The organism is Streptomyces sp. NPDC088400, assembly GCF_044753355.1.
Taxonomy (GTDB): domain Bacteria; phylum Actinomycetota; class Actinomycetes; order Streptomycetales; family Streptomycetaceae; genus Streptomyces.
In genome coordinates this window covers 52,720-77,654 of the sequence record NZ_JBIVMZ010000012.1, presented here as the reverse complement: position 1 = coordinate 77,654, position 24,935 = coordinate 52,720, and the positions used below count along the sequence as shown (strand labels likewise).

The 24,935-nt window shown below is 69.3% G+C and carries 21 protein-coding genes and 1 riboswitch; of the genes, 11 read left to right on the top strand and 10 right to left on the bottom strand.

Annotation, left to right across the window (positions count from 1 at the left end; genetic code table 11):
* Window positions 1-209: 209 nt before the first annotated feature.
* The 7 genes from ACIQD6_RS27295 to ACIQD6_RS27265 all read right to left on the bottom strand — a co-directional run bounded on the left by ACIQD6_RS27295 (window position 210) and on the right by ACIQD6_RS27265 (window position 8,779).
* Complete coding sequence (locus ACIQD6_RS27295; protein ID WP_401887060.1) at window positions 210-2,216, bottom strand: hydantoinase B/oxoprolinase family protein; 2,007 nt, start codon at window positions 2,214-2,216, stop codon at window positions 210-212.
* A gap of 102 nt (window positions 2,217-2,318) precedes the next feature.
* Complete coding sequence (locus tag ACIQD6_RS27290) at window positions 2,319-4,421, bottom strand: hydantoinase/oxoprolinase family protein (protein WP_401887057.1); 2,103 nt, start codon at window positions 4,419-4,421, stop codon at window positions 2,319-2,321.
* 1 nt (window position 4,422) lies between these two features.
* On the bottom strand, window positions 4,423-5,376 hold the full coding sequence (locus ACIQD6_RS27285) for an ABC transporter permease (RefSeq protein ID WP_401887054.1): 954 nt from the start codon (window positions 5,374-5,376) through the stop codon (window positions 4,423-4,425).
* Complete coding sequence (locus tag ACIQD6_RS27280; RefSeq protein WP_401887051.1) at window positions 5,369-6,247, bottom strand: ABC transporter permease; 879 nt, start codon at window positions 6,245-6,247, stop codon at window positions 5,369-5,371. The genes ACIQD6_RS27285 and ACIQD6_RS27280 overlap by 8 nt, the downstream gene beginning before the upstream one ends.
* On the bottom strand, window positions 6,244-7,488 hold the full coding sequence (locus ACIQD6_RS27275; protein ID WP_401887048.1) for an ABC transporter ATP-binding protein: 1,245 nt from the start codon (window positions 7,486-7,488) through the stop codon (window positions 6,244-6,246). The genes ACIQD6_RS27280 and ACIQD6_RS27275 overlap by 4 nt, the downstream gene beginning before the upstream one ends.
* A 14-nt stretch (window positions 7,489-7,502) precedes the next feature.
* Window positions 7,503-8,639, bottom strand: a complete 1,137-nt coding sequence (locus ACIQD6_RS27270) for a PotD/PotF family extracellular solute-binding protein (RefSeq protein WP_401887046.1) — start codon at window positions 8,637-8,639, stop codon at window positions 7,503-7,505.
* The gene (locus ACIQD6_RS27265; protein ID WP_401887044.1) at window positions 8,639-8,779 is read right to left on the bottom strand and encodes a hypothetical protein; all 141 of its coding nucleotides are present in this window, start codon (window positions 8,777-8,779) and stop codon (window positions 8,639-8,641) included. Before ACIQD6_RS27265 ends, ACIQD6_RS27270 begins: the two co-directional genes overlap by 1 nt.
* Window positions 8,780-8,816: 37 nt before the next feature.
* Window positions 8,817-8,938: riboswitch (SAM riboswitch) on the bottom strand.
* 233 nt (window positions 8,939-9,171) lie between these two features.
* Here ACIQD6_RS27265 and ACIQD6_RS27260 point away from each other — a divergent pair.
* A complete protein-coding gene (locus ACIQD6_RS27260) occupies window positions 9,172-9,825 on the top strand; it encodes a TetR/AcrR family transcriptional regulator C-terminal domain-containing protein (RefSeq protein ID WP_401887041.1) in 654 nt (217 codons plus the stop codon).
* A gap of 155 nt (window positions 9,826-9,980) precedes the next feature.
* Here the strand turns inward: ACIQD6_RS27260 and ACIQD6_RS27255 are convergent, their stop codons facing one another.
* Entirely contained in the window at window positions 9,981-11,153 is a 1,173-nt protein-coding gene (locus ACIQD6_RS27255) for an epoxide hydrolase family protein (RefSeq protein ID WP_401887038.1), read from the bottom strand.
* Window positions 11,154-11,256: 103 nt separating this feature from the next.
* On the opposite strand from ACIQD6_RS27255, the gene ACIQD6_RS27250 reads away from it, so the two are divergent.
* Complete coding sequence (locus ACIQD6_RS27250) at window positions 11,257-11,832, top strand: CGNR zinc finger domain-containing protein (RefSeq protein WP_401887035.1); 576 nt, start codon at window positions 11,257-11,259, stop codon at window positions 11,830-11,832.
* Between the two features lie 405 nt (window positions 11,833-12,237).
* Here the strand turns inward: ACIQD6_RS27250 and ACIQD6_RS27245 are convergent, their stop codons facing one another.
* On the bottom strand, window positions 12,238-13,050 hold the full coding sequence (locus ACIQD6_RS27245) for an SDR family oxidoreductase (protein ID WP_401887032.1): 813 nt from the start codon (window positions 13,048-13,050) through the stop codon (window positions 12,238-12,240).
* 175 nt (window positions 13,051-13,225) lie between these two features.
* Here ACIQD6_RS27245 and ACIQD6_RS27240 point away from each other — a divergent pair, with 175 nt between their 5' ends.
* Window positions 13,226-15,052, top strand: coding sequence for an FAD-dependent monooxygenase (locus tag ACIQD6_RS27240; RefSeq protein ID WP_401887029.1), 1,827 nt, complete (start codon window positions 13,226-13,228; stop codon window positions 15,050-15,052).
* A gap of 60 nt (window positions 15,053-15,112) precedes the next feature.
* Window positions 15,113-16,084, top strand: a complete 972-nt coding sequence (locus ACIQD6_RS27235; protein ID WP_401887026.1) for a quinone oxidoreductase family protein — start codon at window positions 15,113-15,115, stop codon at window positions 16,082-16,084.
* Between the two features lie 341 nt (window positions 16,085-16,425).
* Here ACIQD6_RS27235 and bla read toward each other — a convergent pair whose 3' ends face one another.
* Window positions 16,426-17,376, bottom strand: coding sequence for a class A beta-lactamase (gene bla / locus ACIQD6_RS27230; RefSeq protein WP_401887023.1), 951 nt, complete (start codon window positions 17,374-17,376; stop codon window positions 16,426-16,428).
* A gap of 483 nt (window positions 17,377-17,859) precedes the next feature.
* On the opposite strand from bla, the gene ACIQD6_RS27225 reads away from it, so the two are divergent.
* The 7 genes from ACIQD6_RS27225 (at window position 17,860) to ACIQD6_RS27195 (ending at window position 24,912) form a co-directional block, all read left to right on the top strand.
* Window positions 17,860-18,705: an ABC transporter substrate-binding protein gene (locus tag ACIQD6_RS27225; RefSeq protein ID WP_401887020.1), complete on the top strand. Its 846-nt coding sequence runs from the start codon at window positions 17,860-17,862 to the stop codon at window positions 18,703-18,705.
* A 1-nt stretch (window position 18,706) separates the two neighbouring features.
* Window positions 18,707-19,453 carry an amino acid ABC transporter permease gene (locus ACIQD6_RS27220; protein ID WP_401887017.1) on the top strand — a complete coding sequence of 249 codons (747 nt, stop codon included), beginning with the start codon at window positions 18,707-18,709 and terminating at the stop codon, window positions 19,451-19,453.
* Window positions 19,454-19,593: 140 nt separating this feature from the next.
* Window positions 19,594-20,349, top strand: a complete 756-nt coding sequence (locus tag ACIQD6_RS27215) for an amino acid ABC transporter ATP-binding protein (protein WP_401887510.1) — start codon at window positions 19,594-19,596, stop codon at window positions 20,347-20,349.
* Between the two features lie 4 nt (window positions 20,350-20,353).
* Window positions 20,354-21,082, top strand: coding sequence for a GntR family transcriptional regulator (locus ACIQD6_RS27210; RefSeq protein WP_401887014.1), 729 nt, complete (start codon window positions 20,354-20,356; stop codon window positions 21,080-21,082).
* A 115-nt stretch (window positions 21,083-21,197) separates the two neighbouring features.
* Window positions 21,198-22,424 (top strand): aminotransferase class I/II-fold pyridoxal phosphate-dependent enzyme, encoded by a 1,227-nt coding sequence (locus ACIQD6_RS27205; RefSeq protein WP_401887011.1) that lies wholly within the window; start codon window positions 21,198-21,200, stop codon window positions 22,422-22,424.
* Entirely contained in the window at window positions 22,421-23,656 is a 1,236-nt protein-coding gene (locus ACIQD6_RS27200) for a mandelate racemase/muconate lactonizing enzyme family protein (RefSeq protein ID WP_401887008.1), read from the top strand. The genes ACIQD6_RS27205 and ACIQD6_RS27200 overlap by 4 nt, the downstream gene beginning before the upstream one ends.
* Window positions 23,653-24,912 (top strand): M20 family metallopeptidase, encoded by a 1,260-nt coding sequence (locus ACIQD6_RS27195; protein ID WP_401887006.1) that lies wholly within the window; start codon window positions 23,653-23,655, stop codon window positions 24,910-24,912. The genes ACIQD6_RS27200 and ACIQD6_RS27195 overlap by 4 nt, the downstream gene beginning before the upstream one ends.
* Window positions 24,913-24,935: the final 23 nt, after the last annotated feature.

The following is a 24,935-nucleotide window of genomic DNA, read 5'->3' as shown; positions in this document are numbered from 1 at the left end:
TGTGTCCCCCGTCACTCGTGCGCACCTCCACCATGCCACCGATTCCCCTGGCTATGACCGGGGATGAGCGGAATAGGTTGAAGTCCGGGGAGCGGAGACAGGCCGGGACGTCGGGCGGGTCTGACGGAGGGTGCACGCGCATGTGCGGGTGTGGCCCCTTGCTGCCCTGCCGTCGCCCTGCCGTCACCTGCCCAGGAGGATCGTGTCCCTCAGCCGGTGGTCTCCGCTTCGAGTTCGGTGGTGTGTGCCTCCAACGCGGCGCGGGCAGCCGCGAGTTCGACATCGGATGCGGTCACGGCCGGGAAGCCGTCGGGGAGTTCACCCAGCACCGCGGTGTGAATGGCCGCCCGGCGTGCGTAACGACGGGACTGGGGGAGCCGGAAGAGCGCGGCGATGAGCCGGTCGGCGGCCTCGGTGTCGTGGACCGTGTCCCAGGCCGCGCGCTCGGGCCCGGTGCCGATGGGCGCGGGCGGAGCGTCGCGGCGCAGCTCCTGGGTCGCCGTCTCGTCGAGGGCGGGGCGACCGTCGGAGGCGGTGGTGACGGCGACACCGTAGTGGCGGGCCGCCGCCTCGCGGGTGACCAGACCGCGCCGTACATCGCCCAGCACGGCCAGCGGGTCACGGGTCCAGGGATCGCCGTAACCGCCGGCGCCGGAGGTGCGCAGTGTCACGGTGTCGCCGCGGCGGAGTGCCAGCATGTCGATCTTGGCGTGCCGACGTTCGCCGGCCCGGCCCTCGTTGACGACGAGTTCGGCGGGGGCGCCGGGGCCGCCCCCGGCGGAGCCCCACGGGCGGAAGCGCATCCGCTCCAGGCCGCGTGCGAGGAGCCGGCAGTCGTCGTCGAGAACGCGGAAGACGAGTTCGAGGCCGCAGCCTCCGCGCCAGCGGCCGGGGCCCCCGGAGTCGGGGCGCAGCGCGTAGCGGATGATCTGGGCGCCGATCTCGGTCTCGACGGTCTCCACGGGGTTGTTGGCGAGGTTGGAGATACCGCTGTCACGGCCGTCGACGCCGTCGGCGCCGTCCCGGGCGCCGGTGCCGCCGACCATGGGCTCCAGTACCTGTACGTTCTGTCCGCCGCCCGGCGCGTTCTCGGCGACGACGACGGGTACGACGAGGCCGCTGCTGGCCGCGGGCATCACTTCGGGGGCGGCCAGGCCGAGTGCTCCGCCGAGTGCGTCGTTGACGCGGGAGGCGGTGGCGTGCCGGATGCCGACGGCCGCCGGTGGCAGGGCGTTGACGACGGACCCCTCGGGGGCGGTGACGGACACCGGCCGGATCAGCCCGCCGTTGAGCGGGACGGCCGGGTCGAGCGTGCAGATGAGAGCGAGGACCCGGGTGGTGATCCAGGCGTGGGCCCGGCCGTGGCTGGCGATGTTGAACGCGGCGTCGACCTGGGGGTCGGTGCCGGTGAAGTCCAGGTGCAGCGCGCCGCGGTCGAGGGTGGCGGTGACGGAGATCCGCACCGGGACCGGGGAGACCGCGTCGTCGTCGAGATAGTCGGTGAACCGGTAGGTACCGTCGCGCAGTTGGGCGAGCGCGGCGGTAGCCTTCTCCGCGGTGTAGTCGACGAGGTCGGTGTGGGCGGCGGCGATGTCGGCGGCGCCGTGCTGGGCGATCACCTGTGTCAGCCGCTCGCGGCCGGTGCGCAGGGCGGCGAGCATGGCCCGCAGGTCGCCGTCGTTGGCCTCGGGGGTACGGCTGTTGGCGGCGAGGAGGGCGGCGATGTCGCGGCTCGGCTCGCCGGCGCGCAACAGCTTCACCGGCGGTATGCGCAGACCTTCCTGGTAGATCTCGTGGTTGGTGGGCGCCAGACTGCTGGGCACCCGCCCGCCGATGTCGGAGCAGTGGATGAACGCCCAGCCGTAGGCCGCGATCTCACCGTCGTGGAAGTAGGGCTCGATGAGCTGGATGTCGGTGAGGTGCGTGGCCAGGCCGCCGGACGTGTACGGGTCGTTGGTCACGATCACATCGCCGGGCTCCAGGGGTCCGGCCTGGTCGACGGCGGTACGTACGTCGAGGCCGACGAAGCCGGACACACCGATGCCACGTGGGTACGCGGTGAAGCGGCCGTCCGGTCCGGCGAGCGCGCAGCAGAAGTCGGCCGTCTCCTTGACGTACAGGGAGCGGCTGGTGCGCTGGAGGGTGAGGCACATCTCCTCGGTGAGGGCACCGAGTTTGTTGCCGATGATCTCCAGTGTGACCGGGTCGAGCTTCATGGTCGGATGTGTCCTTGCGTTGTCAGAAGTACCGGAGACGGAGCCGTTGTCAGGGGTACCGGGACGGAGCCGTCGTCAGAAGTACCGGAGCCGTTGCCGTTGTCAGGAGTACCGGAGCCGGAGATTGCCGAGCGGGTCGACGGTGGCCGACCAGCCGGGAGGCACCAGTACGGTGGTGTCGTCCTGCTCGACCACGGCTGGTCCTGTGAGGGTGTGCCCGGCGTGCAACGCGTCCCGCTTGTGAACCTCCGCGGTGACCCGGCGCCCGGAGAGCAGGACGGTCCGGTGGCCGGCGGGGCCGGGCGGTGCGGCGTTCGCGGTGTCGGGCAGGGCGGCCGGGGTGAGATCGGGTCCCGCCGCGCTGATGGCGAGCCGGGCGGTGCCGATACGGATGGCGGCGGTGGCGTCACGGAACCCGTAGAGGCGCTCGTGTTCGAGGTGGAACGCCTCGGTGAGGCCGGCCGGGGTGAGGGGGGACGTGAGCGGGACCCGGAGTTCGTAGGCCTGCCCGGTGTAGCTCATGTCGACGGCGAGGGTGAGCTGGGCGGTCCCGGTGGCGGGCCCCTGCTCGGAGAGCCACGTGCGGGCCTGGCTCTCCAGCCCGGCCAGGATGGTGCGCAGGGCGGCGACGCTGGTCTCGTCCAGATCGCGGCGCAGGCTGCGGGCGAAGTCGCGGCGCAGGTCGGCGCCGACGGCGCCCAGCGCGCAGAAAGTCGCGGCGGTGGGCGGGACGACGATCTCGCGGATGCCGACTTCCTCGGCGAGTACGGCCGCGTGGGTGGGGCCCGCGCCACCGAACGGGACGAGTGTGAACTCGGCGGGATCGAGGCCGCGTCCGGCGAGGGTCTTCTGGAGTTCCACGGCCATACCGGCGGTGGCGACCCGCAGGGCGCCGTCGGCGGCCTGGTCGCCGCTGTCGAAACCGAGGCCGTCCGCGACCCGGCCCAGGGCGCGGGCCGCGGCGGGCGCGTCGAGGTCCATCCGTCCGCCGAGGAAGGTGGCGGGGTCGATGACGCCGGTGTGCAGATAGCAGTCGGTGACGGTGGGGCGGGTGCCGCCGCGGCCGTAGGCGACGGGCCCCGGGTCGGCTCCGGCGCTGTCGGGGCCCACCTTGAGGACGCCGTGCTCGTCGGCGCGTACGACCGAGCCGCCGCCCGCGCCGATGGCGCTCACCGCGACCACGGGAAGGATCAGCGGAAGTCCGCCGATGGTGGTGTGGGTGGCGAACTCCGGTTCGCCGTCCACGGCGACGGCGATGTCGCTGCTGGTACCGCCCATGTCGAAGGTGACGATGCGGTGGATCCCGGCGGCGCGGCCGAGCCGGGTGGCGGCGGTGACACCGGCGGCCGGTCCGGACAGCACGGTTTCGATGGGGCGTTCGGCGGCCGAACGCAGGCTGAGCGAGCCGCCGTTGGAAGCGGCGATATAGACGGGAGCCGTCACCCCCAGGCCGTCCAGCAGTGCTTCGAGCCGGTCGAAGTAACGTCGCATCAACGGCTGGATGTACACGTTGAGGCAGGCGACGAGGGCGCGTTCGAACTCGCGGACCTCGGGCCAGATCGCGGCCGAGGAGGTGAGCGGCAGACCGGGCAGCAGGGCGCCGAGCCGTTCCGTCAGCCGGGCCTCGAAGGCGGGATCGGTGTGCCCGTGGAGGACGAGTACGGCGGCGGCCTCGGCCCCGGTGGCGGCCAGTTCCTCGGCGACACGGGCGAGTTCCCGGTCGTCCGGGGTGCGTACGGGACGCCCGTCCGGGCCCAGCCTGGCCGGGATCTCCACGATCCGGTCCCGCGGAACGAGCGGTTCCTCCTTGGCGGCGTGCAGGTCGAAGGAGGACGGCATCCGGCTGCGGCCGATCTCCAGGATGTCCCGGTAGCCCTCGGTGACGACCAGCGCGATACGGGCGCCCCGGCGCTGGATGATCGCGTTCAGACCGATGGTGGTGCCATGGGTGATGGAGGCGAGATCACCGGAGCGGAGCCCGGCCCGGTCGAGGACGGCGGCGAGGCCGTCGGCGACGGCGCGGGCGGGGTCGCCGGGGGTGCTGGGCTCCTTGTGGTGGAGCAGCCCCCGGGCGTCGCCCGGCAGCGCGAGGACGAAGTCGGTGAAGGTGCCGCCCACGTCGATCCCGACACGGGCGCCCGGAACGGCGGCGGAGCCGGGAGGCACATCGGCGGTCAGGGGGTCGGCGGGCACATCGGCGGTCATGTCAGAGCACTTCCGAGAAATTGGTGAACCGGTCGACCGTCACCAGCACGAGCACGCTGATGAGCATCAGAAGAGTGGACACGGCGGCCACGGACGGATCGAGTTGGAACTGGACGGCGGAGAAGATCCGTACCGGCACGGTCGTCGTGTTGGACCCGGACACGAGCGCGGAGACCGCCACCTCACCGAGCGAGGTGACAGCGGCGAAGACCGCTCCGGCGAGAATGCCGGGGCGCAGCAGCGGCAGGGTGACGGTGCGGAAGGTGCGCATCCGCCCGGCGCCGAGGGCGGCCGCCGCCCGTTCCAGCGTCGGGTCGAGGGCCTGGGCGCTCACCATCACCGTTCGGACGACGAACGGCAGCGCCACCAGGGAGTGTGCGAGCCACAGCCCCATGAGGCTGTTGACCAGGCCGAGGCCCTGGAAGTAGTAGAGCAGGCCCAGCGCGATGATGATCTCCGGGACCATCAGCGGTGCCAGGGCGAGGCCGGAGAGCAGGCCGCGGCCGGGGAAGTCGCCGCGGACCAGGCCGTACGCGGCGAGCGTGCCGATGGTCACGGTGGTGAGGACGACGAGCAGCACCAGAAGTCCGCTGAGCCGGAACGACACCAGCCAGTCGGGCGAGGTGAGCACTTCCTCGTACCAGCGCAGGGAGATACCGCGCGGCGGGAAGCTCAGCGAACTGGTGGAGTTCAGTGAGCTGAGCGCCAGGACGGCGAGCGGCGCCATCAGGAACAGGAAGACGGCCGCCGCGGGCAGCGCGGCGGCGATCCGTCCGGTACGGCGCAGAACGGCGGGGCCCAGGGCCCCGGCCGGGCGGTCGGTCCTGGTCGGGCGGCCGGTCCGGTCCGCGGTCCGGTCCGCGGGCCGGTCGGCTCCGGTGCCGGAGATCTTCGTCGCACGGGGCGTACCGGATGCACCGGGCGTACCGGGCGTGCGGGGGGACGGGTCAGCCATGGAGTTTCCGTTCCCAGAGGCGGAATCCGGTGCCGAGGGCGGAGACGCCCAGCACGGTCAGCAGGAGCAGGGTCAGGCTGAGCGCCGCGGCGACCGGGTAGTCGAAGACGCTGGTGATCTGGCTGTAGACGCGCAGCCCGGCGAGCGGCTGGTTGGCGCCGCCGACCAGCAGCGGGGTGATGTAGATGCCCATGGCCAGCGCGAAGACCACGGTCGCCCCGACGGCGATGCCGGGGAGGCCGAGCGGCACGGTGATCTTCCAGAAGGTACGTACCGACCCGGCGCCCAGGGTCCGCGAGGCGCGGCGGAGGTTGTCGTCGATCGAGCCCAGCGCGGTGGTCAGCGGAAGGATCGCGAACGGGAGCAGGACATGGGTGACGGAGACGACCACGACCAGATAGCTGGTCAGCAGGTGGGCGGGCCGGTCCAGCAGGCCGATGCCGACCAGCACCCGGTTCACCGCGCCGTTGGCGGAGAACAGCACGACCCAGCCGTAGCTGCGGACGACCACGCTGGTCAGCAGCGGTGAGACGACCACGACGAACAGCAGAGTGCGCAGCACTCCCGTCCGAGCCCGGGAGAGCGCGTACGCGGCGGGGAAGCCGAGCAGTACGCACAGGGCGGTGACCAGCAGCGAGGTGAGCAGGCTGTGCCACAGGGCCTCGGAGAAGAACGACTCGGTGAACACCCTGCCGTACTGCGTGAGCGAATAGCCGTCCTGCGGATAGCCGTTGGCGTCCACCGGGTGGAGGCTGAGTTCGAGGACCCGCACCAGCGGGACCACGAACAGGGCCAGCAGGAAGACCACGACAGGGATGACGGGCAGCAGGCCGCGCAGTCGGCGTGGTGCCCGGGTGGCGGCCGGGCTCATCCGGCCGGCTCTTCTCCGTGCGCGACCTTTTCGTCGTGCGCGACCTTTTCGTGCGTGACCTTTTCGTGCCCCAGATTTTCCTCGTGCCCGAGATTTTCGTCGTGCGCGGGCTTCTCCTCGTTCCCGAGCAGAATGACGTCGGCGGCGGCCCAGCCGAACGAGACGGCCGCACCGACGGCGGGAGGTTCCTCCGTCGTCCGTGCGTTGACCGTGACGCCTTCGGCCACGACGACCTGTGCCTCCCACGCCTCGCCGGTGAACGCCCGGTAGCCGACGATCCCGGAGCCCCGGCGGCCGCTCGCGCCCGGGAAGGCATCGGGCCCCGCGTCGGCGGGGAGGACCACGATCCGTTCCGGACGTACGGCGAGCGTGGTGGGCACGCCGTCCGGCAGCCCGCCCAGACCGGAGTCCAGGCGGACACCGGAGACGTCGAGCGTCCCGTCCGAAGCGCCGGTGCCACGCAGGATGTTGGCCGCGCCGATGAACTCGGCGACGAAGCGGGTCGCCGGTGCCCGGTACACCTCGGTGGGGGTGCCGAGCTGTTCGACCCGGCCGCCGTTCATCACGGCGATCCGGTCGGACAGCGACATCGCCTCTTCCTGGTCGTGCGTGACGAACACCATGGTGATGCCCAGGCGCTGCTGAAGTGCCCTCAGTTCCACTCGCATCTCGCGGCGCAGCTTGGCGTCGAGATTGGACAGCGGCTCGTCGAGCAGCAGTACGGCGGGCCGGGTGGCCAGCGCGCGGGCCACGGCGACGCGCTGCTGCTGGCCGCCGGAGAGCTGCTTGGGCCGACGGCCCGCGTACTGCTCCAGGCCGACCAGACGCAGTGACTCCTCGACCCGCGCCGTCCGCTCCGCGCGGTCGACGCGGCGCACCTTCAGCCCGTACGCGACATTGTCGGCGACCGTCATGTGCGGGAAGAGCGCGTAGTTCTGGAAGACCAGCCCGAGGCCACGACGGTGCGTGGGTACGTCGGTGAGGTCCGCACCGTCCAGGGTGATCCGGCCCGCGGTGGGGCGTACGAACCCGGCCAGGCTTCCCAGCAGGGTCGTCTTGCCGCAGCCGCTGGGGCCGAGGATGGACAGGAACTCGCCGCGCCGGATGGCCAGCCGGTCGACGTCGAGTACCCGCTGGCCCTCGTACCCGGCGGCGAGGCCGTCGATTTCGATGTGTGCGTCTTCGGTGCGCGCGTCTTCTTCGACATCTTCGACGTCTTCGACGCGTGTTTCGTCGGTCACTTGAGGATCGCCGATCACTTGAATATCTGGTTCCAGCGCTGCTGCCACTCGTTCAGCTTGGGCGTCGCCGTCTTGTAGTCGACCCAGGTGAACTTCTTGTAGACGGCCTCGCCGTACTTCACCTTGTCCTTGAAGGCGGGGCTGTAGTCGATGGAGTCGTTGCCCCCGCCGTAGAAGGTGCCCTCGGCGAACGGCTTCTGGTGCTGGGCGGAGCTCAGATAGTCGAGGAACTTGTAGGCGGCCTCGCTGTGTTGCGACCCCTTGGGGACGTAGTACGAGGTCAGCGCACCGACCGCACCGGAGGCGGGGTAGGTGAAGCCGATCGGCTGCCCTTCCTTCTCCATGGCGAAGGCGCGGCCGTCCCAGAAGGGCGCGATCCAGGCGTCGCCGTTCTGGAGGACCGTGGAGACGCTGCCGGCGTCCGCCGGGTAGGCCGAGACGCAGCCCTTCAGCTCGGCGAGCTTGTCGAACGCCTTGTCCACATCGGCCGGGTTGGAGAGCTTGCCGCCTCCTTGGGAGACCAGCGCGGAGAAGAACTCCAGGCCCGCGTTGTAGGTCAGCGGGGGCAGCGCGACATGACCGCAGTACTTCTTGTCGAAGATGTCGGTCCAGTCCTCCGGAGCCTGCTTGATCTTGTCGGTGCGGTAGAGCAGGCCGTTGGAGCCGGTGGTCAGCGGGACGCCGTAGGCGGAGCCGCCGATGGTGGACTGCTTGGTCAGTACTGGATCGAGTTGCTTCCAGTGGCTGAGATCGGCTGTCTTGAGCGGCTGGAGGAGATCGCCGCCGACGGCCTGGTGCAGTGAGCCCGGGGTGAGGGCGACGACGTCGAACGGCGCGTCCTTGCCGCCCGCCGCACGCAGCTTGGTGAGGAAGCCCGAGTCCGCTCCGTAGACGACGTTGACCTTGATGCCGGTGTCCTTCTCGAACGGCTTGACGAAGGACTTCTTGAACAGCTCACCCCACTCACCGGCGAACGCGGTGACGGTGATCTGCTCGGCCTTGCCGCCGGAGGATCCGCCGGAGTCACCGCCCGTGTCGACGCTGCAGCCGGTGGCGACGGCGAGGACGGTGGCGGTGCCTGCCGACACGACGACCGGCAGATACCCGCGCCCGCGGGGGCGGCGAGAGCGGTGGGGCAGGACGGATGTCATCAGTGGAGGGCTCCTCCGTGCGGGGTGGCGGCGCGCTGCGGGCCGACCCATGAGTGATTGATCAGCGGCCGCTCGACAGGGAGGAACCGTGGCGCGGAGCGCCGACGGGACGGGGCGTGACGCGCTGTCTTCGCTGCCATGTCGTGCTCCTGTCCCAGGTCCTGGACCTGAAGGACAGGTCCGCGCTTGCTCCCGGCACATCCGTGTGCGCATGGAGCCGTGTCATCACCCGGGGCACCCCACCGCAGAAGGAGGGTTGCCGCCCAGCAAGCCGGGGCTTGTCGCTGGGACTCGTGACGTGGGAAAAAGTAACATCAAAATCAGCCAATCTGAAGATGATGTGAGTCACAGAAGTGATCACGCTCAGTACGAGATTGTCCGCGAGGCCGCGCAGCGCGTCGAGCCAGGGGTCGCCCTGGTTGTACGCCGATGTGGTGGATGGTCTGGTTTCCGCATCTCATAGGGGGACTTGGTGCCGAAGCTCTGCCGCAGGTGGATCGCACAACGATGACGACCCAGATAGAGTTGATCGGTGACCAAGACGCAAGCCGCTGCTCGAACCAAGGTCGGCATCACGCTCGATCATGTTGTCAGGGCCGCATTCGATGTCCTGCAAAGGGACGGCATCGCCAAACTGTCCACTCGGGCGATAGCGGCCGAACTCAATGTCAGGACGAATACGGTCATGTGGCACATCCGGACCAAGGATCGGCTGCTTGGTCTGATGGCGGAATCCATCGTGGGCGAGGTCGACCTGGGAAACCTGCACGGAGGGTGGCGCGAGCAAGTGGCCGAACTGCTCCGGCGCTTGCGGCAAGCGATGCTCGGACACCGGGACGGCGCCTTGATCGTCGCCGGAACCTTTCCCGTCGAACCGAACACGCTGGCCTTTTCCGACCGTCTGGTGACCGTCCTCTTCGACGGTTGCCCCACACGCGAGTCGGCCGCATGGACGTCCTGGAGTCTTTTCTATTTCACGCTCGGCCTCGTTCAAGAGGAGCAGGCGACACCGGCCGCGTTCCACGATCGCCTGCGGGAGTCGGTGAATGAGCAGAATTTCCCAGGACTCCATTCAGTGCTGGCGGACTATATTTCGATCGACTACAACGAGCGCTTCGATTTCGGAATCGAGCAGATCCTTCGGTCGGCTCCGACGACCAGACCGCGGAGTCGTCCGGGGAGCTGAAGGCGGGGCGGGAGGCGCCGGCGCCTCCCGCCCCGCCTTGTCGTCGCCGCGCCCTGGCCACGTTCTGCCGTCTCGATGAGCTCGGTCCGGAAGCCGTCGGGCAACGCCTTGAGCCGGATCAGGCGGTGATCGAGTGCCGGGTCGCTGAGCCGCGTTCAGCGATGAGCGGCCAGCACTGCCGCGAGGCCCTCTTGCAGATCTTTGACGAAATACTCGGGAACCTCCAGCGACGGGAAATGTCCCCCGTTTTCGGGCGACCTCCATCGGACGATCTGTCGGTACCGCTCCTGTGCCCAGGGGCGCGGACACTTCTCGATGTCGCGGGGATACATGCTGATTGCTGACGGGACGTCGACCCGGAGTTCGGGGTCCAGCGAGTTGTGGCTTTCGTAGTAGATGCGAGCCGACGATGCGCCGGTCCGCGTCAGCCAGTACAGGGTGACGTTGTCAAGAACGCGGTCCATGGAAATCGTCTCGAACGGGCTGTCTTCGGTGTCTGTCCACTCGGCGAACTTGTCAAGGATCCAGGCAAGAAGCCCGACCGGTGAGTCGACGAGCGAGTAGCCGATGGTCTGCGGTCGGGTCGCCTGCTGCTTCGCGTACGCCGCGCGGTGGCTCCAGAAATCGCGGGTTTCCTCGGTCCACTTGCGCTCGACCGCCGTCAGCCCGTCCGTTGTCAACCCGGGCGGCGCCTCCGCGAACGTTGTGTGGATGCCGAGAACGTGCGCCGGGAACCTGCCGCCGAGAACCGTGGTGATATTCCCTCCCCAGTCGCCGCCATGGGCCGCGAACGTGCTGTAGCCGAGCCTTCCCATCAGTTCCACCCATGCGGCCGCGACCTTTTCGGTTCCCCACCCGGTGGTGGCCGGCTTGTCGCTGTAACCGAAGCCCGGTAGCGACGGGACCACGACGTGGAACGCCGGCGCGTCCGCGTCTTTCGGATCTGCCAGCTCGTCCACTACATCGATGAACTCGGCAATGCTGCCCGGCCAGCCGTGCGTCAAGATCAGAGGAGTGGCGTCCGCGCGCGCGGATCGGCGGTGCAGGAAGTGAATTCCCAGACCATCAATGGTCGTACGGAACTGGCCGATCCCGTTGAGGCGCTCCTCGAACGACCGCCAGTTGTACCCGGTGCGCCAGTAGTTCACGACATCGACGAGGTCGGCGAGAGGAACGCCCTGTTCCCATCGGCGAGGGTCGGGCGCGGCGCGATGGACCGTCTCGGTCTCCGGTAGTCGCGCCGCGGCCAGCCGCGCGCGCAGATCGTCGAGGTCGGCGTCAGTCGCGTGGGTTTCAAATGCTTGCACGTCGCTGGTTGGGCGGGGCATGAGGCCTCCTGGCCGTCGTGGAACCGGCTACGATCTATCAAGAACCGGCTAAGACGGTTCTAACAGCTCTCCGGGTCACGCTGCAACCCGCTAAGGTGGTTCCATGCGTGCTGGCTTCCCTGACTTCCGCCTCGGTAGCGTGCTGGCGACCAGCTTCACGGGGACTCTGTCGGAGCGTCGTGGCAACGCTGTGGAGCGCATTCCCGTGCCGCACCGACTCGTCGACTGGCTGGCGGTGTACGGCCTCGCCGTGGACTCCTGCACCACTGCCGAGCTCGACCTCGCTCGGGAACTGAGGGAGTCGATTCACGCCGCCGCGACAGCGGCCGCGATCCAGGACGCGCTCCCCGCGCCTGCTGTCCAGGTCATCAATGACTACAGCGCTCACGGTCGGGCCGCGGCTGTCCTGACGCCCGAGGGCAAGCGGCGATGGCTGCTTGGCCCGGTTCCCTGCGTGGAAGATGCCCTCAGCGTGATCGCCGCCGACGCGATCAGCATCATCGCGGGCGAACGAGACGGAAAACTGGCCTTGTGCGCATCACCGACCTGCCAAGCCGCCTTCTTCGACACCAGCCAAAGCCGCACCCGCAAATGGTGTGACATGAACACGTGTGGGAATCGTCAGAAGAAAGCGCGCTTCAATGCCAACCAGGGCAAAAATCCCAGATCAGCGGAGTGATCGTTGCCTCGGTACATCCAAGTGGGCCCCACGCATGTCTGGAGGCACACCGTGACAAGCACGTCGCCGTGATCATCGATCTCACCCCCATGGCTCGCCGGGCGCCCGAAGGAAACGGGCGCCTCGACCACCTCTGCGGCTCCGGTGGATTCAGACCCCACCCGCACCCTCAAAAGCGATGAGCCGGTTCGTCATTCATGGCTGTCGTACGGCCGTGGGTGCCGTCGCGCCTCAGGGGCAGCGCTAGGGCCTCTCGTTTGGATCTTGCCGGGCTCGCGTGCCCTGGCACCGCGCCTCGCCGCGTTGTCGTCACTCCACGACGCTCCGCGTCGCCTCACTCCTCCGCCTTGCGATCCACGGCACCAGACCCCGCTCCCTGATCCGGCCTGATCCAAACGAAAGACCCTAGGCCCCGGACGCTGTCTTGGACACGTCGTCCCAATGCCGCCACTCGTCGAGCCGCGCCTCGTACTCCTTGGTGACCATTTCCAGCGGTCCTTGACCGAAAAAGATCCGCAGGGGCGGCTGCTCCGCATCGACCACCGTCAGAATCGCCGCCCGCGTCGCACTCGGATCGCCGCGCCGTGCGGATATCCGCGTCATGGCCGCACGGAAACCGTCATAGGCCGGAAGAGGTGCGGTCTGCACGGCGGAGGGCCCCGCCCAGTCGGTGGCGTACCCGGCCGGCTCGACCAGGGTGATTGTGATGCCGAAGTCCTTCACCTCGGCGGCGAGGCTCGCGGTGAAGCCTTCCAGGCCGAACTTGGACGCGTGGTAGATGCCGAGTCCGGGCAGCGACACAACGCCCCCGATGGACGACACCTGGATGATGTGGCCGGATCCGCGGGCGCGCATGTGCGGCAGCACCGCCTGGGTGACCCACAGTGGGCCGAACAGATTGACGTCGAGCTGGTCGCGGGCCTGCTGCTCGGTCACTTCCTCGGTCATGCCGAACAGGCCGTAGCCCGCGTTGTTGATGACGATGTCCAGGCCGCCGAACTTGTCGATCGCCTGCTGCACGGTCGTGAACACCGCCGCGCGGTCGGCAAGGTCGAGCCGCAGCGGCAGGACCGCGTCGCCGTACTTCTCGACCAGGTCTTCGAAGGCGGATTCGGAGCGGCTGGTCGTGGCGACCCGGTCGCCACGTTCGAGCGCGGCTTCCGCCCATTCCCGGCCGAATCCCTTCGAGGCTCCGGTGATGAACCATGTCTTCGGCATCTTTTTCTCCTGGGGTGAATCTCTTACGAGTTGACTGATCAGGCTGCCGACCCCCGTGCCGCGCCTGGCGCCCGAGATCAGCACGCGGGGGTCCGGATCGCCATCCCCACTCTCTTGATCGGCGATCAACGAGACCAGTGAACTTGGTCGCCGACCAAGATGTCAACCCGTAGCGATGCGCCAGACGGCGGAAGCCGGTCGGGGGTGTGCTCCCCGTGCGGTCGGCGCGGCATCCGTGGCGCGGAGCACTCTTGTGCAGCGACCAAGAGTCACGGTACGTTTCTTGTGCAGCGAACAAGAAAACTTCAAGATGAGGATCGATGAGATGGGCGTAATCGAGAAAGATGTCGTCATCGTCGGGGCCGGCGCTGTCGGCCTGAGCCTGGCCATGCAGCTCGGTCGCCTGGGTGTGTCCTGCCTGGCGGTCGACCGGCGTGAAGCGACGAGCGACCACCCGCGAGCCCGTGGTGTCAACACCCGGACGGCCGAGCTGATGCGTCAATGGGGCATGGAGAACGTCATCCGCCACAACGCGTTGCCTTCGGAGGACTTCTCCTTCGCCTACCGACGCGGAACACTGCTCGGTTACGAGTACGGCCGGACGGTCACGGACGACGGGGCCGACGTGCCGAGCCCGATGCCGCGGCTATTGGTTCCGCAGGACATCATCGAGGATGAACTGCGGTTGCGTGCCAGGGAGTCGGCCGAGGTGCGCCTGCAGACCGAAGTCGTGGACTTCGAGGAGAACGCGACCGGCGTGCGGACCACCATGCGCGACCTGCGCACCGGCGAAATCCACCAGACGCGCAGCCGCTACCTGATCGGCGCCGACGGCGCGATGAGCATGGTGCGTCAGCGACTGGGAATCGAGATCGAGGGCAACCCACTGCTCGGCTACTGGCTCGGGATGTACTGGAAGAGCACGGACCCCCGTCTGTGGGAGGCCTACCGTGAGCGCCCCGGCATCGGCATCTACGCGATCGACCGCGACGACGTCGTTGTGTTTTCCGTGGTCGACCGAACGGACCGGTGGCTGACGTTCAAGGTCCTGCCGCCGCCGACGACCCGGCCCGCGGTGCCGTCGGACGAGGAAGCCATCGGCATCATCCGGAAGGCTGTCGGCTACTCGGACCTCGACCTGAACCTGGTCAACGCGGCGGTCTGGCGGGTGAGTTCCCAGGTCGCGCGGTCTTACCGGCAAGGCCGTGTCTTCCTCGCCGGCGACGCCGCACACCTGCTGCCGCATACCGGCGGGCTCGGCATGAACACCGGGATTCAGGACGCTCACAACCTCGCCTGGAAGCTCGGACTGGTGCTGCGCGGGTACGCCGACCCGTCGTTGCTGGACACCTACGAGGTCGAACGCAGGCCGGTGGCCAAACAGAACGCCGACTGGTCGAGCGGAAACAACGACACACTCAAGCGCATCATCTCCTCGGCCCTCGCCGAGGACCAACCGGCTGTCACCAAGGCAATCGACGAGGAGAACGCGCACATTCGCCAGGAAGGCGCCGAACTGGGCTTCGCCTACGCCTCCCGCGCGATTGTCGGCGACGGCTCGATCCCGCCCGCCCCCAGCCAGACCGTGTACACGCCCACCGCGGTGCCCGGTTGTCGTGCGCCGCATGTGTGGCTCGACGATCACGGTGTTCGGATGTCGAGTATCGACCTCCTGCACTCGCGATTCGTCGTTCTGGCCGGGCCACAGGGACGAGCGTGGGTCGATGCCGCGACCGCGATGGCCGACCGCACGGACGTGCCGGTCATCGGCCGCACGATCGGGCGGGACGGTGACCTCACCGACACCGATGGCGATTTCCTCGAAACGTACGGCATCTCGGCGGGCGGCGCCGTGCTCGTTCGCCCCGACGGTCACGTCGCCTGGCGTGCCTCCGCCATCGACGGTACCGACACGGCTCCGCTGGCCGAGGCGCTTGAGCAGGTGCTCGGAAGGCCGGTCCGCCCGTCGGCGTCGGCGAGCCATGGCTCGATCGCGGCGTGACAGAACATGCCTTGTCCGGTGGCTCGGTGAGCCGCCAACACCCCCTCGTGGAGGATTTATATGCGTGCCGTGCGAGTGAAACGACCTGGCGGTCCCGAAGTCATCGAATTGGTCGAAACCGATGAACCGACCGCAGGCGGCGGCGAGTTGTTGGTCTCGGTCGCCCTGGCAGGGGTGAACTACGTTGACACCTACTACCGCGCCGGCGTCTACCCCAAGGCCGCGCCGTTCGGACTCGGCGCCGAAGGCATCGGTACCGTCATAGAAGTAGGCCAAGACGTGACCGGCTTCGAGGCGGGGGACCGCGTCGCCTGGTGCGACGCGCCGAACAGCTACGCCGAACTGGTCGCCGTGCCCGCCCGCCGCGCGGTGCGCGTTCCCGCCGGAATCCCCGACGAACTCGCCGTCGGCGCACTGCTGCAGGGTATGACGGCCCATTTCCTGGTGGACTCCACCTACCCGGTGGCCCCGGGCGAGTCGGTCCTGGTGCACGCGGCTGCCGGCGGCGTCGGCCTGCTCCTCACGCAGATGGCCGACAAACGCGGCGCCCGGGTGATCGGCACGGTGTCCACCGAGGAGAAGGCCGAGCTGGCCAGGGGTGCCGGCGCCGCCGAGGTGATCCGGTACGACCGGACCAAGGATCTGGCCGCCGAGGTGCGTGCGCTGACCGAGGGGCAAGGGGTCCCCGTCGTCTACGACGGCGTCGGCAGGACCACGTTCGACGCGAGTCTGGCCAGCCTGAAGAAGCGGGGGACGATGGTGCTGTTCGGGGCGGCCAGTGGCCCGGTGCCACCGGTCGATCCGCAGCGGCTCAACGCCGGTGGTTCGCTGTACCTCACCCGGCCGTCGCTCTATCACCACATCGACACTCGCGCGGAACTGGACCATCACGCGTCCGCGGTCTTCGGCGCGGTCCTGGACGGCACGCTGGACATCCGGGTCGGCCATGAGTACTCGTTGGCGGAGGCTCGGCAGGCCCACGAGGACTTGCAGGGGCGACGCACGACGGGGAAGCTGCTGCTGCGCGTCTGACCCGGACCCGCGAGAGCGCGGAAGCCGGTATCGACGGCAAGATCCCGGAAACGCGTGAGGTTGCCGCCATCAAGGCGGGACTTTCGCGACACGCCGTAGGTCCGGGGCCGGAAAGGGCCCCGGACCGGTTCGGCCACGGACGGTCGACGAGAGCCCTTACCGGCAAGAGCCCTTACCGGCAAGAACGAGGACCCGGCGTACCTTGCCTCGGTCATCCGCGAACGCGTCGTGACCACCGTGCACTTCGTACCGCCGAGGCTGCGGGCCTCCCTGGACGAACCCACCGGGACAGTCGGACGACCGCGGTAGGAATCCCCGTCCTTCAGGACGGGGAGCGGACGTCACGACAGTGTGTCGGCGACCACGGATGCCGCTTCCGCGATCAGTTTGTTGTCGTAAGTGGCGTCCCTCTCAAGGCGGTTCGACATGATCGCCACGACTACGGGCGCGGCGTCGGGGCGCCACACCACGGCGATGTCGTTGCGGGCGCCGTAATAGCTGCCGGATCCGGTCTTGTCGCCGACCACCCAGCCCTTGGGCACACCGGCCCTGATGAGCTCGTCCCCGGTGACGTTGGTCCGCAGCCACTTCGTGAGCTGCTTGCGTTCGCCCTTGTCGAGGACGTCGCCGAGGACGTATGCGCGCAGGTCCTCGGCCATCGCCCGTGGCGTGCTCGTGTCGCGCGTGATACCCGGTGTCCAGCGGTTCAACTCGGGCTCGCGGCGCTCCATCCGGGTGTCGTCGTCGCCGATCTCCTCAAGTGCGGCGTCCAGGCCCTTGGGCCCGCCAAGGGCGTCGAACATCAGGTTGGCCGCGGTGTTGTCGCTGAAGCGGACGGCGGCCTCACACAGCTCGCTGAGGCTCATCCCGGTCTCGACGTGTTTCTCGGTCACGGGAGAGTGGTCGATCAGGTCGTCCTTGGAGTACGTGACCACCCGGTCCATCCCGCTGGGGGAGTGCTTACGCAGCACGGCACCGGCCGCCAACGCCTTGAACGTGGAGGCGTACGCGAACCGTTCGCCCTCGTTGTAGGCCACCTCGCGCCCGCTGCCGGTGTCGACGGCGTAGATGCCCAGCCGCGCGTCGAACGTACGCTCAAGCTCTTTGAACTCGCGGGCAGACGCCTTCGCGGACGCGGTCCCGCTCGTCGTTGCGCTCGGTCTCGTCGGCGCGCCGGACGCGGACGAGGAGTCCGACGAGTCGCCCTGGCCGCAGGCCACGAGCGGGACGACGAGGGAGAGCGTGGCAAGCGTGCCGAGAACGGCGCGTCGGGCACGGGTGTGCTGCCGCATGGTCCAAACCTCCGGGGCCCCGCACGCGGGGCGCATAGGGGACGGGGCGGCAGGGCCCCATCCCGGTGCGTGGTCGTGACGATCACTCTTGCCCCCGGGCGGCCATGCGGTCCAATACGCTCAAGCGCTGTTCCATGCCGAACTGGCATAGAGTTCATGCCGTGGATCTGGTGGGAGCGTGTCGCGCGTTTGTCAGTGTGAGTGAGTACTGCGCGACCACCTCCGGCAGCTCTGAGAGCGTCGTCACACTGTCGTAGCACTGTCGTCGTACCGACTTCGCACGTGCCCCTGAGGCTCCGTGAAACACCCGGAGAATGGTGTGTTCCTCTTTTAACGGGACGGCAATCGTCCGGACACGCTCCCCGGTGACAGTGGCTGGCAACTGTTTACAGAACAGCCTGAACAGGGAGAACGCTAGTAGGGAGTAGTCCGGTGAGAGCTGGAAACATGCGAACGGCCGCGGTGTGCGCGGTTGTTGCCCTCATGGCCACCGTGTCCGCCTGCGGTGGATCCGAGACTGCGTCGTCCGCCGCGGCCGATGTCGCGCCGCCCGAGAACCTCGCCTCGTCCGGCACGCTGACCTACGGTACGGCGGCCAGTTTTCCGCCCTTCGAGTCCAAGGCGGGAGGCGGCGACCCACAAGGCTTCGACATCGACATGATCACGGCCCTAGCGAAGTCCATGGGACTGAAGGCCAAAGCCCTCGACATCGATTTCGACGGGCTCATACCGGCACTGGCCGGACGGCGGACCGATGTCATCAACTCGGCCATGTACATCACGCCCGAGCGCGAGAAGCAGGTCGACTTCGTCCCGTACATGGTCATCGGTGAGACGCTGCTGACGCCGTCGGGCAATCCCAAGAAGATCGCCAAGGTGCCCGAAGACCTCTCCGGAAAGACCGTCGCGGTCACGCGTGGTGCCATCGGCGAGACGTACATGACCGAGTACAACAAGGAGTTGAAGCAGCGCGGGCAACCGGAGATGAAGATCATGTCTCTGCCGAACAACCAGGACGCGATGCTCGCCGTACAGTCGGGCAGGGCGGACGCGTTCGACACCTCCACTCCGGGCGCGGCGGCCACGCTCGCCGCGACCAAGGGCAAGTTCACCCTCGCCGCGACCTTCAAGAACGAGACGAGAATCGGCATCGCGGTCCGCAAGGGCGACACCGCGACGGCGACCGCGGTCGGCAAGGCGCTGGACCTGTTCGTCAAGTCCGGTGGATACGCGGATCTGTTGGCCAAGTACAAACTGCCCAAGGAAACCAACTACTTCGCGACCTCCGGTGCCTCGGCATCCGCCTCCGCCACCACCGGTGGTTCGTAGGATGGGATTCCTCGACAAGGCGATCTCCCCCGATTTCCTCACCGCCTCGCTGCTGACCTTCGGCCTCACAGTCCTGTCGATGGCGCTGGGGATCATCGGCGGCGTGCTGCTCGCGCTGGTCAAGGGCGTACGGTTCGCTCCGCTGCGGTGGCTCGCGGATGCCTACATCTGGTTCTTCCGGGGGACGCCCGTCCTGCTCCAGCTCATCTTCGTCTTCAACGTACTGCCGCTGTGGGGGCTGAGCCTGTCCCCGTTCACCTGCGCGGTCATCGCGCTGAGCCTGAACGAGGTCGCCTATATGGCGGAGATCGTCCGCGGTGGCCTGCTCGGCGTGGACCGGGGCCAGCGTACGGCCGCGCACATGCTCGGCCTGTCCGAGGCGGGCATCCTGCGCTGGGTGGTGCTTCCACAGGCGACCCGGCTGATCCTGCCGCCCACCGGCAACCAGTTCATCGGGATGCTCAAGACGTCCGCGCTCGCGTCCGTGGTGAGCGTCCAGGACCTGATGCTGACCGCCCAGCGTCAGGCCGCCGCCGACTTCGACTATGTCGGATCGCTCGGCGCGGCCGCTGTCCACTACCTCGTACTGACCACGGTGTTCACGCTTGCGCTCAGGCAGGTGGAGCGACGCCTCGACGTCAACCGGCGTGCCGCCGCTCGGCGCACGACGGACGCCGTCCTCACCAAGGGGCGGGTCCTGACGAAGGATCCCGAGCGGACGGCGGCCGTCGATCCGGCGGCCCGATGAGTTCCGTACAGCCGGACGGACAGCCGGTCATCGCAACCGGAAAGGGAGGTGCCATGAACGACGCCGGACCCGACATCCCGACACCGCCGGGAGCCTCCGCCGCGGCCCCGGCCGCTCGGAGCGATCACTCCGGGAAACCCATGCCCGGGGGACGCAGGGGACGCACCGTCCTCGTGGCGGAGAACCTCGGCCGCAGCTATCACGGCAATGCCGTGGTCAGCGACGTCGACCTGACCATCCCGGCCGGCCAGACCGTCGCGGTGCTGGGCCCGTCAGGAGCCGGTAAGTCCACCATGCTGCGCTGTCTGGCGGGGCTCGAACCGCTGGAATCCGGCAGCGTCGGCTTCCAGGGCGAGTTGCTGTCGAAGGCGGGATCCAAGCCGCGCTCGGTCGGCGGCCGGATCGGTATGGTCTTCCAGCAGTTCAATCTCTTCCCCCACCTGACCGCCACGGAGAATGTGGCACTGGCCCCCGTCCGGGTACGGAACACACCCCGGCGCCAGGCACGCGACGAGGCCCACGAACTCCTGGAACGGGTGGGGCTGGCGGAGCGCCGCGACCACTATCCGTACGAGCTCTCCGGTGGCCAGCAGCAACGGGTGGCCATCGCCCGCGCGTTGGCCATGCGCCCGGAACTGATGCTCTTCGACGAGCCCACCTCGGCGCTCGACCCGGAGTTCACCCGCGAAGTCCTCGCAGTCATGCGCGACTTGGCCGACAGCGGTATGACGATCGTTGTCGTCACCCACGAAATGGGTTTCGCCCGGCAGAGCGCCGACCGCGTGGTGTTCATGGCCGACGGACGGATCGTCGAGGACGGCCCGGCGGAGTCCGTCTTCACCGCACCCCGGCACGAGAGAACACGCACCTTTTTCGAGCAGATCCTCGGAGAGTAGGACGATGACGACCAAGCCCCCTCCGGGACGAACCTCCGCTGTCCGGTCGACCGCTCCCGGGAGTCTGCGTAAACAGGACTGGGCCTACCAGCAGCTTCGCGAACGCATCCTGACCGGCGTACTCGCCCCCGGCGAACAGCTCAGCCAGGAAGCCCTGGCCACCGAACTCGGCATCAGCCGCGGCCCGTTGCGCGACGCCCTGTCGCGGCTGGTCGCCGAGAGCCTGGTGGTGGACCGTCCGCACCAGAAGTCCATCGTCGCCGAGGTCTCCGTCGCGGACGCCCGTGACATCTACAACGGGCGGGCCGCGCTGGAGAGCCTGCTGGCGGCCGCCGCCGCGCAGGCGGAGAGCGGGGACCGCGGGTCCCTGGCCGCCGATTTCGAGCTGCTGCTGGAGCGGCAGCGCATCGCGGTGTCGCTCGGCGACACGGCTCAAGTCCGAAGGCTGGACCGGCAGTTCCACGATGGGATCTACGCGCTGGCGGCCATGCCGGCCTCCCTGGCCGCTCTCAACCAGCTGCGGGCGAAGAGCGACCGTTACGTGGCCCTCTACCTGGCGGATTCACACCGCGCGCAGATCTCCGTGGACGAACACACCGACATCCTCGACGCCCTGCTGACCGGGGATCCCGAACGGTCGGCCGCTCTCACACGGGCGCATGTGCTGGGCGGGCTGTGCCCGCTGACCGGCTCGATCGACGGCCAGCCGGCCGGCCTGTCGGACCGGGTCTGAACCCGGTCCATACGGTTCGCCGTCCCCTCTCCCCGTTCCGGTTCGCCGTCCCCCCTTCCGTACCCGACTCGCCGTACTCCTTTCCGTACGAGAACACGTAGTGAGGATCCCGATCGTGATCAATCAGCCCGAGGCCATCCAGCGCCTGTCCCTGCCCGAACACACCGACCGGCTCGGGATGTCCGTACGCGACGCGGAACGCCAGTTGGAGAACGGCCCGGGGCCGGACACACTCCTCGACGCCACCTACGCCGACACACACCGCTTCCCGCCGCCGGAGTGGGCGTTGCCCACCTTCACCGCCGCCGCGGGCGGCGAGGGTATGACGTACACCCCCTACCGCGGCGATCGCGAGGTGCGTGAGGCCGTCGCACACAACGTCTCCACCGGGCTCGGCATCCCCGCCGCCGGCCCCTCCGACGTCATCCTCACCCCTGGAACCCAGGGGGCGCTGTTCACCGCGCTCGCGGCGATTCTGTCGCCCGGCGACCTGGTCCTGCTGCCCGACCCCGACTACCTCTCCACCGAGCGGATGCTGCGCTACTTCGGCGCCGAGGTGCGGCGCATCCCGATGATCTGGCCGGACGAGAGTCAGGGCGGTACGCGAACCCGCCCCACCCTCGACCTCCAGGCGCTGGAGGAAGCCGCCGCCGAGGGGCCCCGCCTGATGGTCTTCTCGCACCCCAACAACCCCACCGGCGCGATCTACGGCGAGGAGACGATCACGGCGATCGCCGACGCCGCCAAGCGCCACGACTTCACGGTCATCGCCGACGAGCTCTACTGCCGACTGGTGTACGAGGGCGAGCGGTTCCACCACCTCGCCGCCTTCGAGGGCATGGCCGAGCGGACCGTGACCCTGTTGGGTCCGTCCAAGACCGAATCCCTGTCCGGCTACCGGCTCGGTGTCGCGGTCGCGCCCACCTCGCTGGTCGATGTGATGGAGGACGTGCAGTCCTGCACGGCGCTGCGCGCGCCCGCCTACGCCCAGCATCTGCTGGCGCGCTGGATCGCCGAGGACGGGGCGTTCCTCGACCGGCGGCTGGTGGAGTACCAGGCGCTGCGCGACACCACCGTGAAGAAGCTCAACGCCTCCTCGGTCATGCGTGTCAACGCCTCCTACGGCACGGCCTATCTGTTCCCGGAGATCCTGACCGGGGCGAGTGACCAGGCGGTGGCGCTGGCGCTCAAGGAGCACGCCGGGGTGGTCGTCAATCCTGGTTACCAGTTCGGCCTCGCGGGCACCGGCAGGCTGCGACTGTGCTTCGCCCAGGACGAGACCACGTGGGACGCCGCCCTCGACCGCGTCATCGAGGTCGTGGGCTCGCTGGACCCGGCATGACGAGTGGACCCGGCATGACAGGCGGCCGGGGCCCGTGCGCGGCAGAAGCGGCGGTGGTCGAGGTGCGGTACGGCGTGCTCGGGCTGCCTCTTCGGCTGAGGCTGCGTCACCACAGCGCCGACGCCGCCGAGTTGACGGAGGTCTTCCTCTATGTGCGGCTCGCGGACGGGCAGGTCGGATGGGCCGAGACCCGGGGCAACGGCGAGTACGCCACGCACCACACGGCCCGCGACATCGCCAAGGCCCTGGCCTGTCTGCCCCCGGTCGGCCACTCCGTGTGGGCCGATCCCGCCGCCCTGGCCGCCGGCCTCGCCACCCACTGCCCGCCGGCCGCCGCGCTGCTGGACGTCGCCCGGCGTGATGCCTCGGCCCGCTCGCGCGGCCTGCCGCTGTGGGAGACGTTGCACGCTCCGGGCCCCGCTTCCCCCCGTACGGCACCGGGCCGGCGGCACGCGCCACTGCCGACCCACGCACCGATCGGGTTCGGCACCCCGGAGGCGGCGGCGGCCCTGGCGGTCACCGCCGCCGAGTCCGGCTTCGGCCGGGTCAAGATCCGCGTCGGCGGCGATCCCGGACTCGACCGGGCCCGGGTGGCCGCCGTCCGCCGGTCCGTGGACCGGGTGTCCGGCAGCGGTACGGTCGCCCTGGCAGCCGACGCCAACGGCGGGTGGGACGTCGTCACCGCCCGCGCCGCCACCGAGTGGCTCGCGGAACACGGCGTCGCCTGGCTGGAACAGCCCACCCCGCCCGGTGACCTGGCGGCGATGGCAGCCGTACGCGCGACGTCGCCGGTCCCCGTCTGGGCCGACGAGTCGGTGCGCGACGCGGCCTCGGTGCACGCCGTCGCCGACGCGGCCGCAGCCGATGGCGTACACCTGAAGCTGGAGAAGGCCGGCACCGTGGCCGCACTGGCCGAGGCCATCGACGCCGCCCGCTCCCGTGAACTCGACGTGGGACTCGGGCAGATGGACTGCGGGCGCCTCGGCTGCGCCACCACCGCCCACCTCGCGGCGGGCCTGGGCGTGGAGGTGGCCGAACTCTGGGGCTGCGCCAATGTCGCCCACGACGTCACCGGCGGTCTCGAACTGCACCGTGGCGCCGTACACCTCCCCGACGCCACCGGCCTCGGCGTACGGGTCCGCGTGGACCCCGCCGAACTGACCCCGGTGGGTACGGCGCTCCCGACGCCTCATGAATGTCACACAGACCGATCAAGGACGTTCGCACCATGATCCGTACGAGCCCCACCACCCCTGACAGGGCGGACAGCGCCGATACCGCCGATACGGTCGATACCGCCGACGATGTGCTCGGCCTGCTCACCGCCATGGTGGAGTGCGACTCCACCACCCCCACCGGCGAGGAGGAGAGCACCGCCGCCCTGCTCGCCGCCCGACTCGCCGACGCGGGCTTCGATGTGGAGACCGAGCGGCTGGCTCCGGGACGGGTCAACCTCACCGCGCGCCGCCGGTTCGGGGAAGGCGGGCCCGTCATCATGCTCAACTCGCACCTCGATGTCGTACCCGCGGGCGGCGGTTGGACCAGTCCGCCGTTCCGGCCCACCCTTCGCGACGGGCGGCTGTACGGCCGGGGCGCCGCCGACGCGAAGGGACCGCTGGCCGCGATGGCGTGCGCCGCGATCGAGTTGGCCCGCGGGGCCGACGCGGCCGGGTCCGGTGCGGGGGCCCTGCGCGGGGAGATCGTCTTCTCCGCCGTGTCGCAGGAGGAAGGCGACTCCATGGGCGCCCGCCATCTCGTACCGGAGCTCGCGCGGCAGGGCCGGCTGCCCGACGCGGTCATCGTCGGCGAACCCACCGGCATGCGGTTGCTGACCGCGCACAAGGGCTCGGTACGCCCGGTGATCGAGGTCGTCGGCAGGGCCGCGCACGCCGCGACCCCTGCCCAGGGGGTGAACGCGGTGACCGCCGCCGCGGACGTGATCGCGGCTCTGGAGCGCTACAGCGCCTCGCTCTCGGCCCACGGCCACCCATTGCTTGGCGTGCCCACCTGCACGCCCGTACTGATCGAGGGCGGTGAGGCGCCCAACGCCGTACCGGAGCGCTGCCGGATCACCCTGGACCGGCGGCTGCTGCCCGGAGAGACACAGGAGTCCGTGGTGGAAGCCGTCGGTGAGGTCCTCGCCCGCTTCAACGCGGAGAGTCAGGGCGCGACCGCCGCGGTGGTGGAGTGCGCCCCCAGCACCGGTGGCCCCTCGGAGACCCCCCAGGACCATCCGTTCGTACGGCTGTGCCGCGGGGCACTGGCGGCAGCGGGCGCCGACGACACACTCGGAGGGCTCACCGTCAACTGCGACATGACGCACTTCAGGGCGGCGGGCGTCCCGGCGCTGGTCTGCGGTCCCGGCAGCCTTGAGGTGATGCACGCGGTCGACGAGCACATCGTCGTGACGGAACTGGTGCGCTCCGTGGGGCTCTACCGGACGATCCTCGCCGCCGCCCTCGCGGCGAGGGAGGAGGCTCCGGCATGACGCCTCGCCGCGACGGCGGTCGC

Bases quoted from the DNA above. Each gene is read 5' to 3' on its own strand.
- ACIQD6_RS27295 (WP_401887060.1), bottom strand. From the start codon at position 2,216: ATGAAGCTCGACCCGGTCACACTGGAGATCATCGGCAACAAACTCGGT.
- ACIQD6_RS27290 (WP_401887057.1), bottom strand. From the start codon at position 4,421: ATGACCGCCGATGTGCCCGCCGACCCCCTGACCGCCGATGTGCCTCCC.
- ACIQD6_RS27285 (WP_401887054.1), bottom strand. From the start codon at position 5,376: ATGGCTGACCCGTCCCCCCGCACGCCCGGTACGCCCGGTGCATCCGGT.
- ACIQD6_RS27280 (WP_401887051.1), bottom strand. From the start codon at position 6,247: ATGAGCCCGGCCGCCACCCGGGCACCACGCCGACTGCGCGGCCTGCTG.
- ACIQD6_RS27270 (WP_401887046.1), bottom strand. From the start codon at position 8,639: ATGACATCCGTCCTGCCCCACCGCTCTCGCCGCCCCCGCGGGCGCGGG.
- ACIQD6_RS27265 (WP_401887044.1), bottom strand. From the start codon at position 8,779: ATGGCAGCGAAGACAGCGCGTCACGCCCCGTCCCGTCGGCGCTCCGCG.
- ACIQD6_RS27255 (WP_401887038.1), bottom strand. From the start codon at position 11,153: ATGCCCCGCCCAACCAGCGACGTGCAAGCATTTGAAACCCACGCGACT.
- ACIQD6_RS27250 (WP_401887035.1), top strand. From the start codon at position 11,257: ATGCGTGCTGGCTTCCCTGACTTCCGCCTCGGTAGCGTGCTGGCGACC.
- ACIQD6_RS27245 (WP_401887032.1), bottom strand. From the start codon at position 13,050: ATGCCGAAGACATGGTTCATCACCGGAGCCTCGAAGGGATTCGGCCGG.
- ACIQD6_RS27240 (WP_401887029.1), top strand. From the start codon at position 13,226: ATGCGCCAGACGGCGGAAGCCGGTCGGGGGTGTGCTCCCCGTGCGGTC.
- ACIQD6_RS27235 (WP_401887026.1), top strand. From the start codon at position 15,113: ATGCGTGCCGTGCGAGTGAAACGACCTGGCGGTCCCGAAGTCATCGAA.
- bla (WP_401887023.1), bottom strand. From the start codon at position 17,376: ATGCGGCAGCACACCCGTGCCCGACGCGCCGTTCTCGGCACGCTTGCC.
- ACIQD6_RS27225 (WP_401887020.1), top strand. From the start codon at position 17,860: ATGGCCACCGTGTCCGCCTGCGGTGGATCCGAGACTGCGTCGTCCGCC.
- ACIQD6_RS27220 (WP_401887017.1), top strand. From the start codon at position 18,707: ATGGGATTCCTCGACAAGGCGATCTCCCCCGATTTCCTCACCGCCTCG.
- ACIQD6_RS27215 (WP_401887510.1), top strand. From the start codon at position 19,594: ATGCCCGGGGGACGCAGGGGACGCACCGTCCTCGTGGCGGAGAACCTC.
- ACIQD6_RS27210 (WP_401887014.1), top strand. From the start codon at position 20,354: ATGACGACCAAGCCCCCTCCGGGACGAACCTCCGCTGTCCGGTCGACC.
- ACIQD6_RS27200 (WP_401887008.1), top strand. From the start codon at position 22,421: ATGACGAGTGGACCCGGCATGACAGGCGGCCGGGGCCCGTGCGCGGCA.
- ACIQD6_RS27195 (WP_401887006.1), top strand. From the start codon at position 23,653: ATGATCCGTACGAGCCCCACCACCCCTGACAGGGCGGACAGCGCCGAT.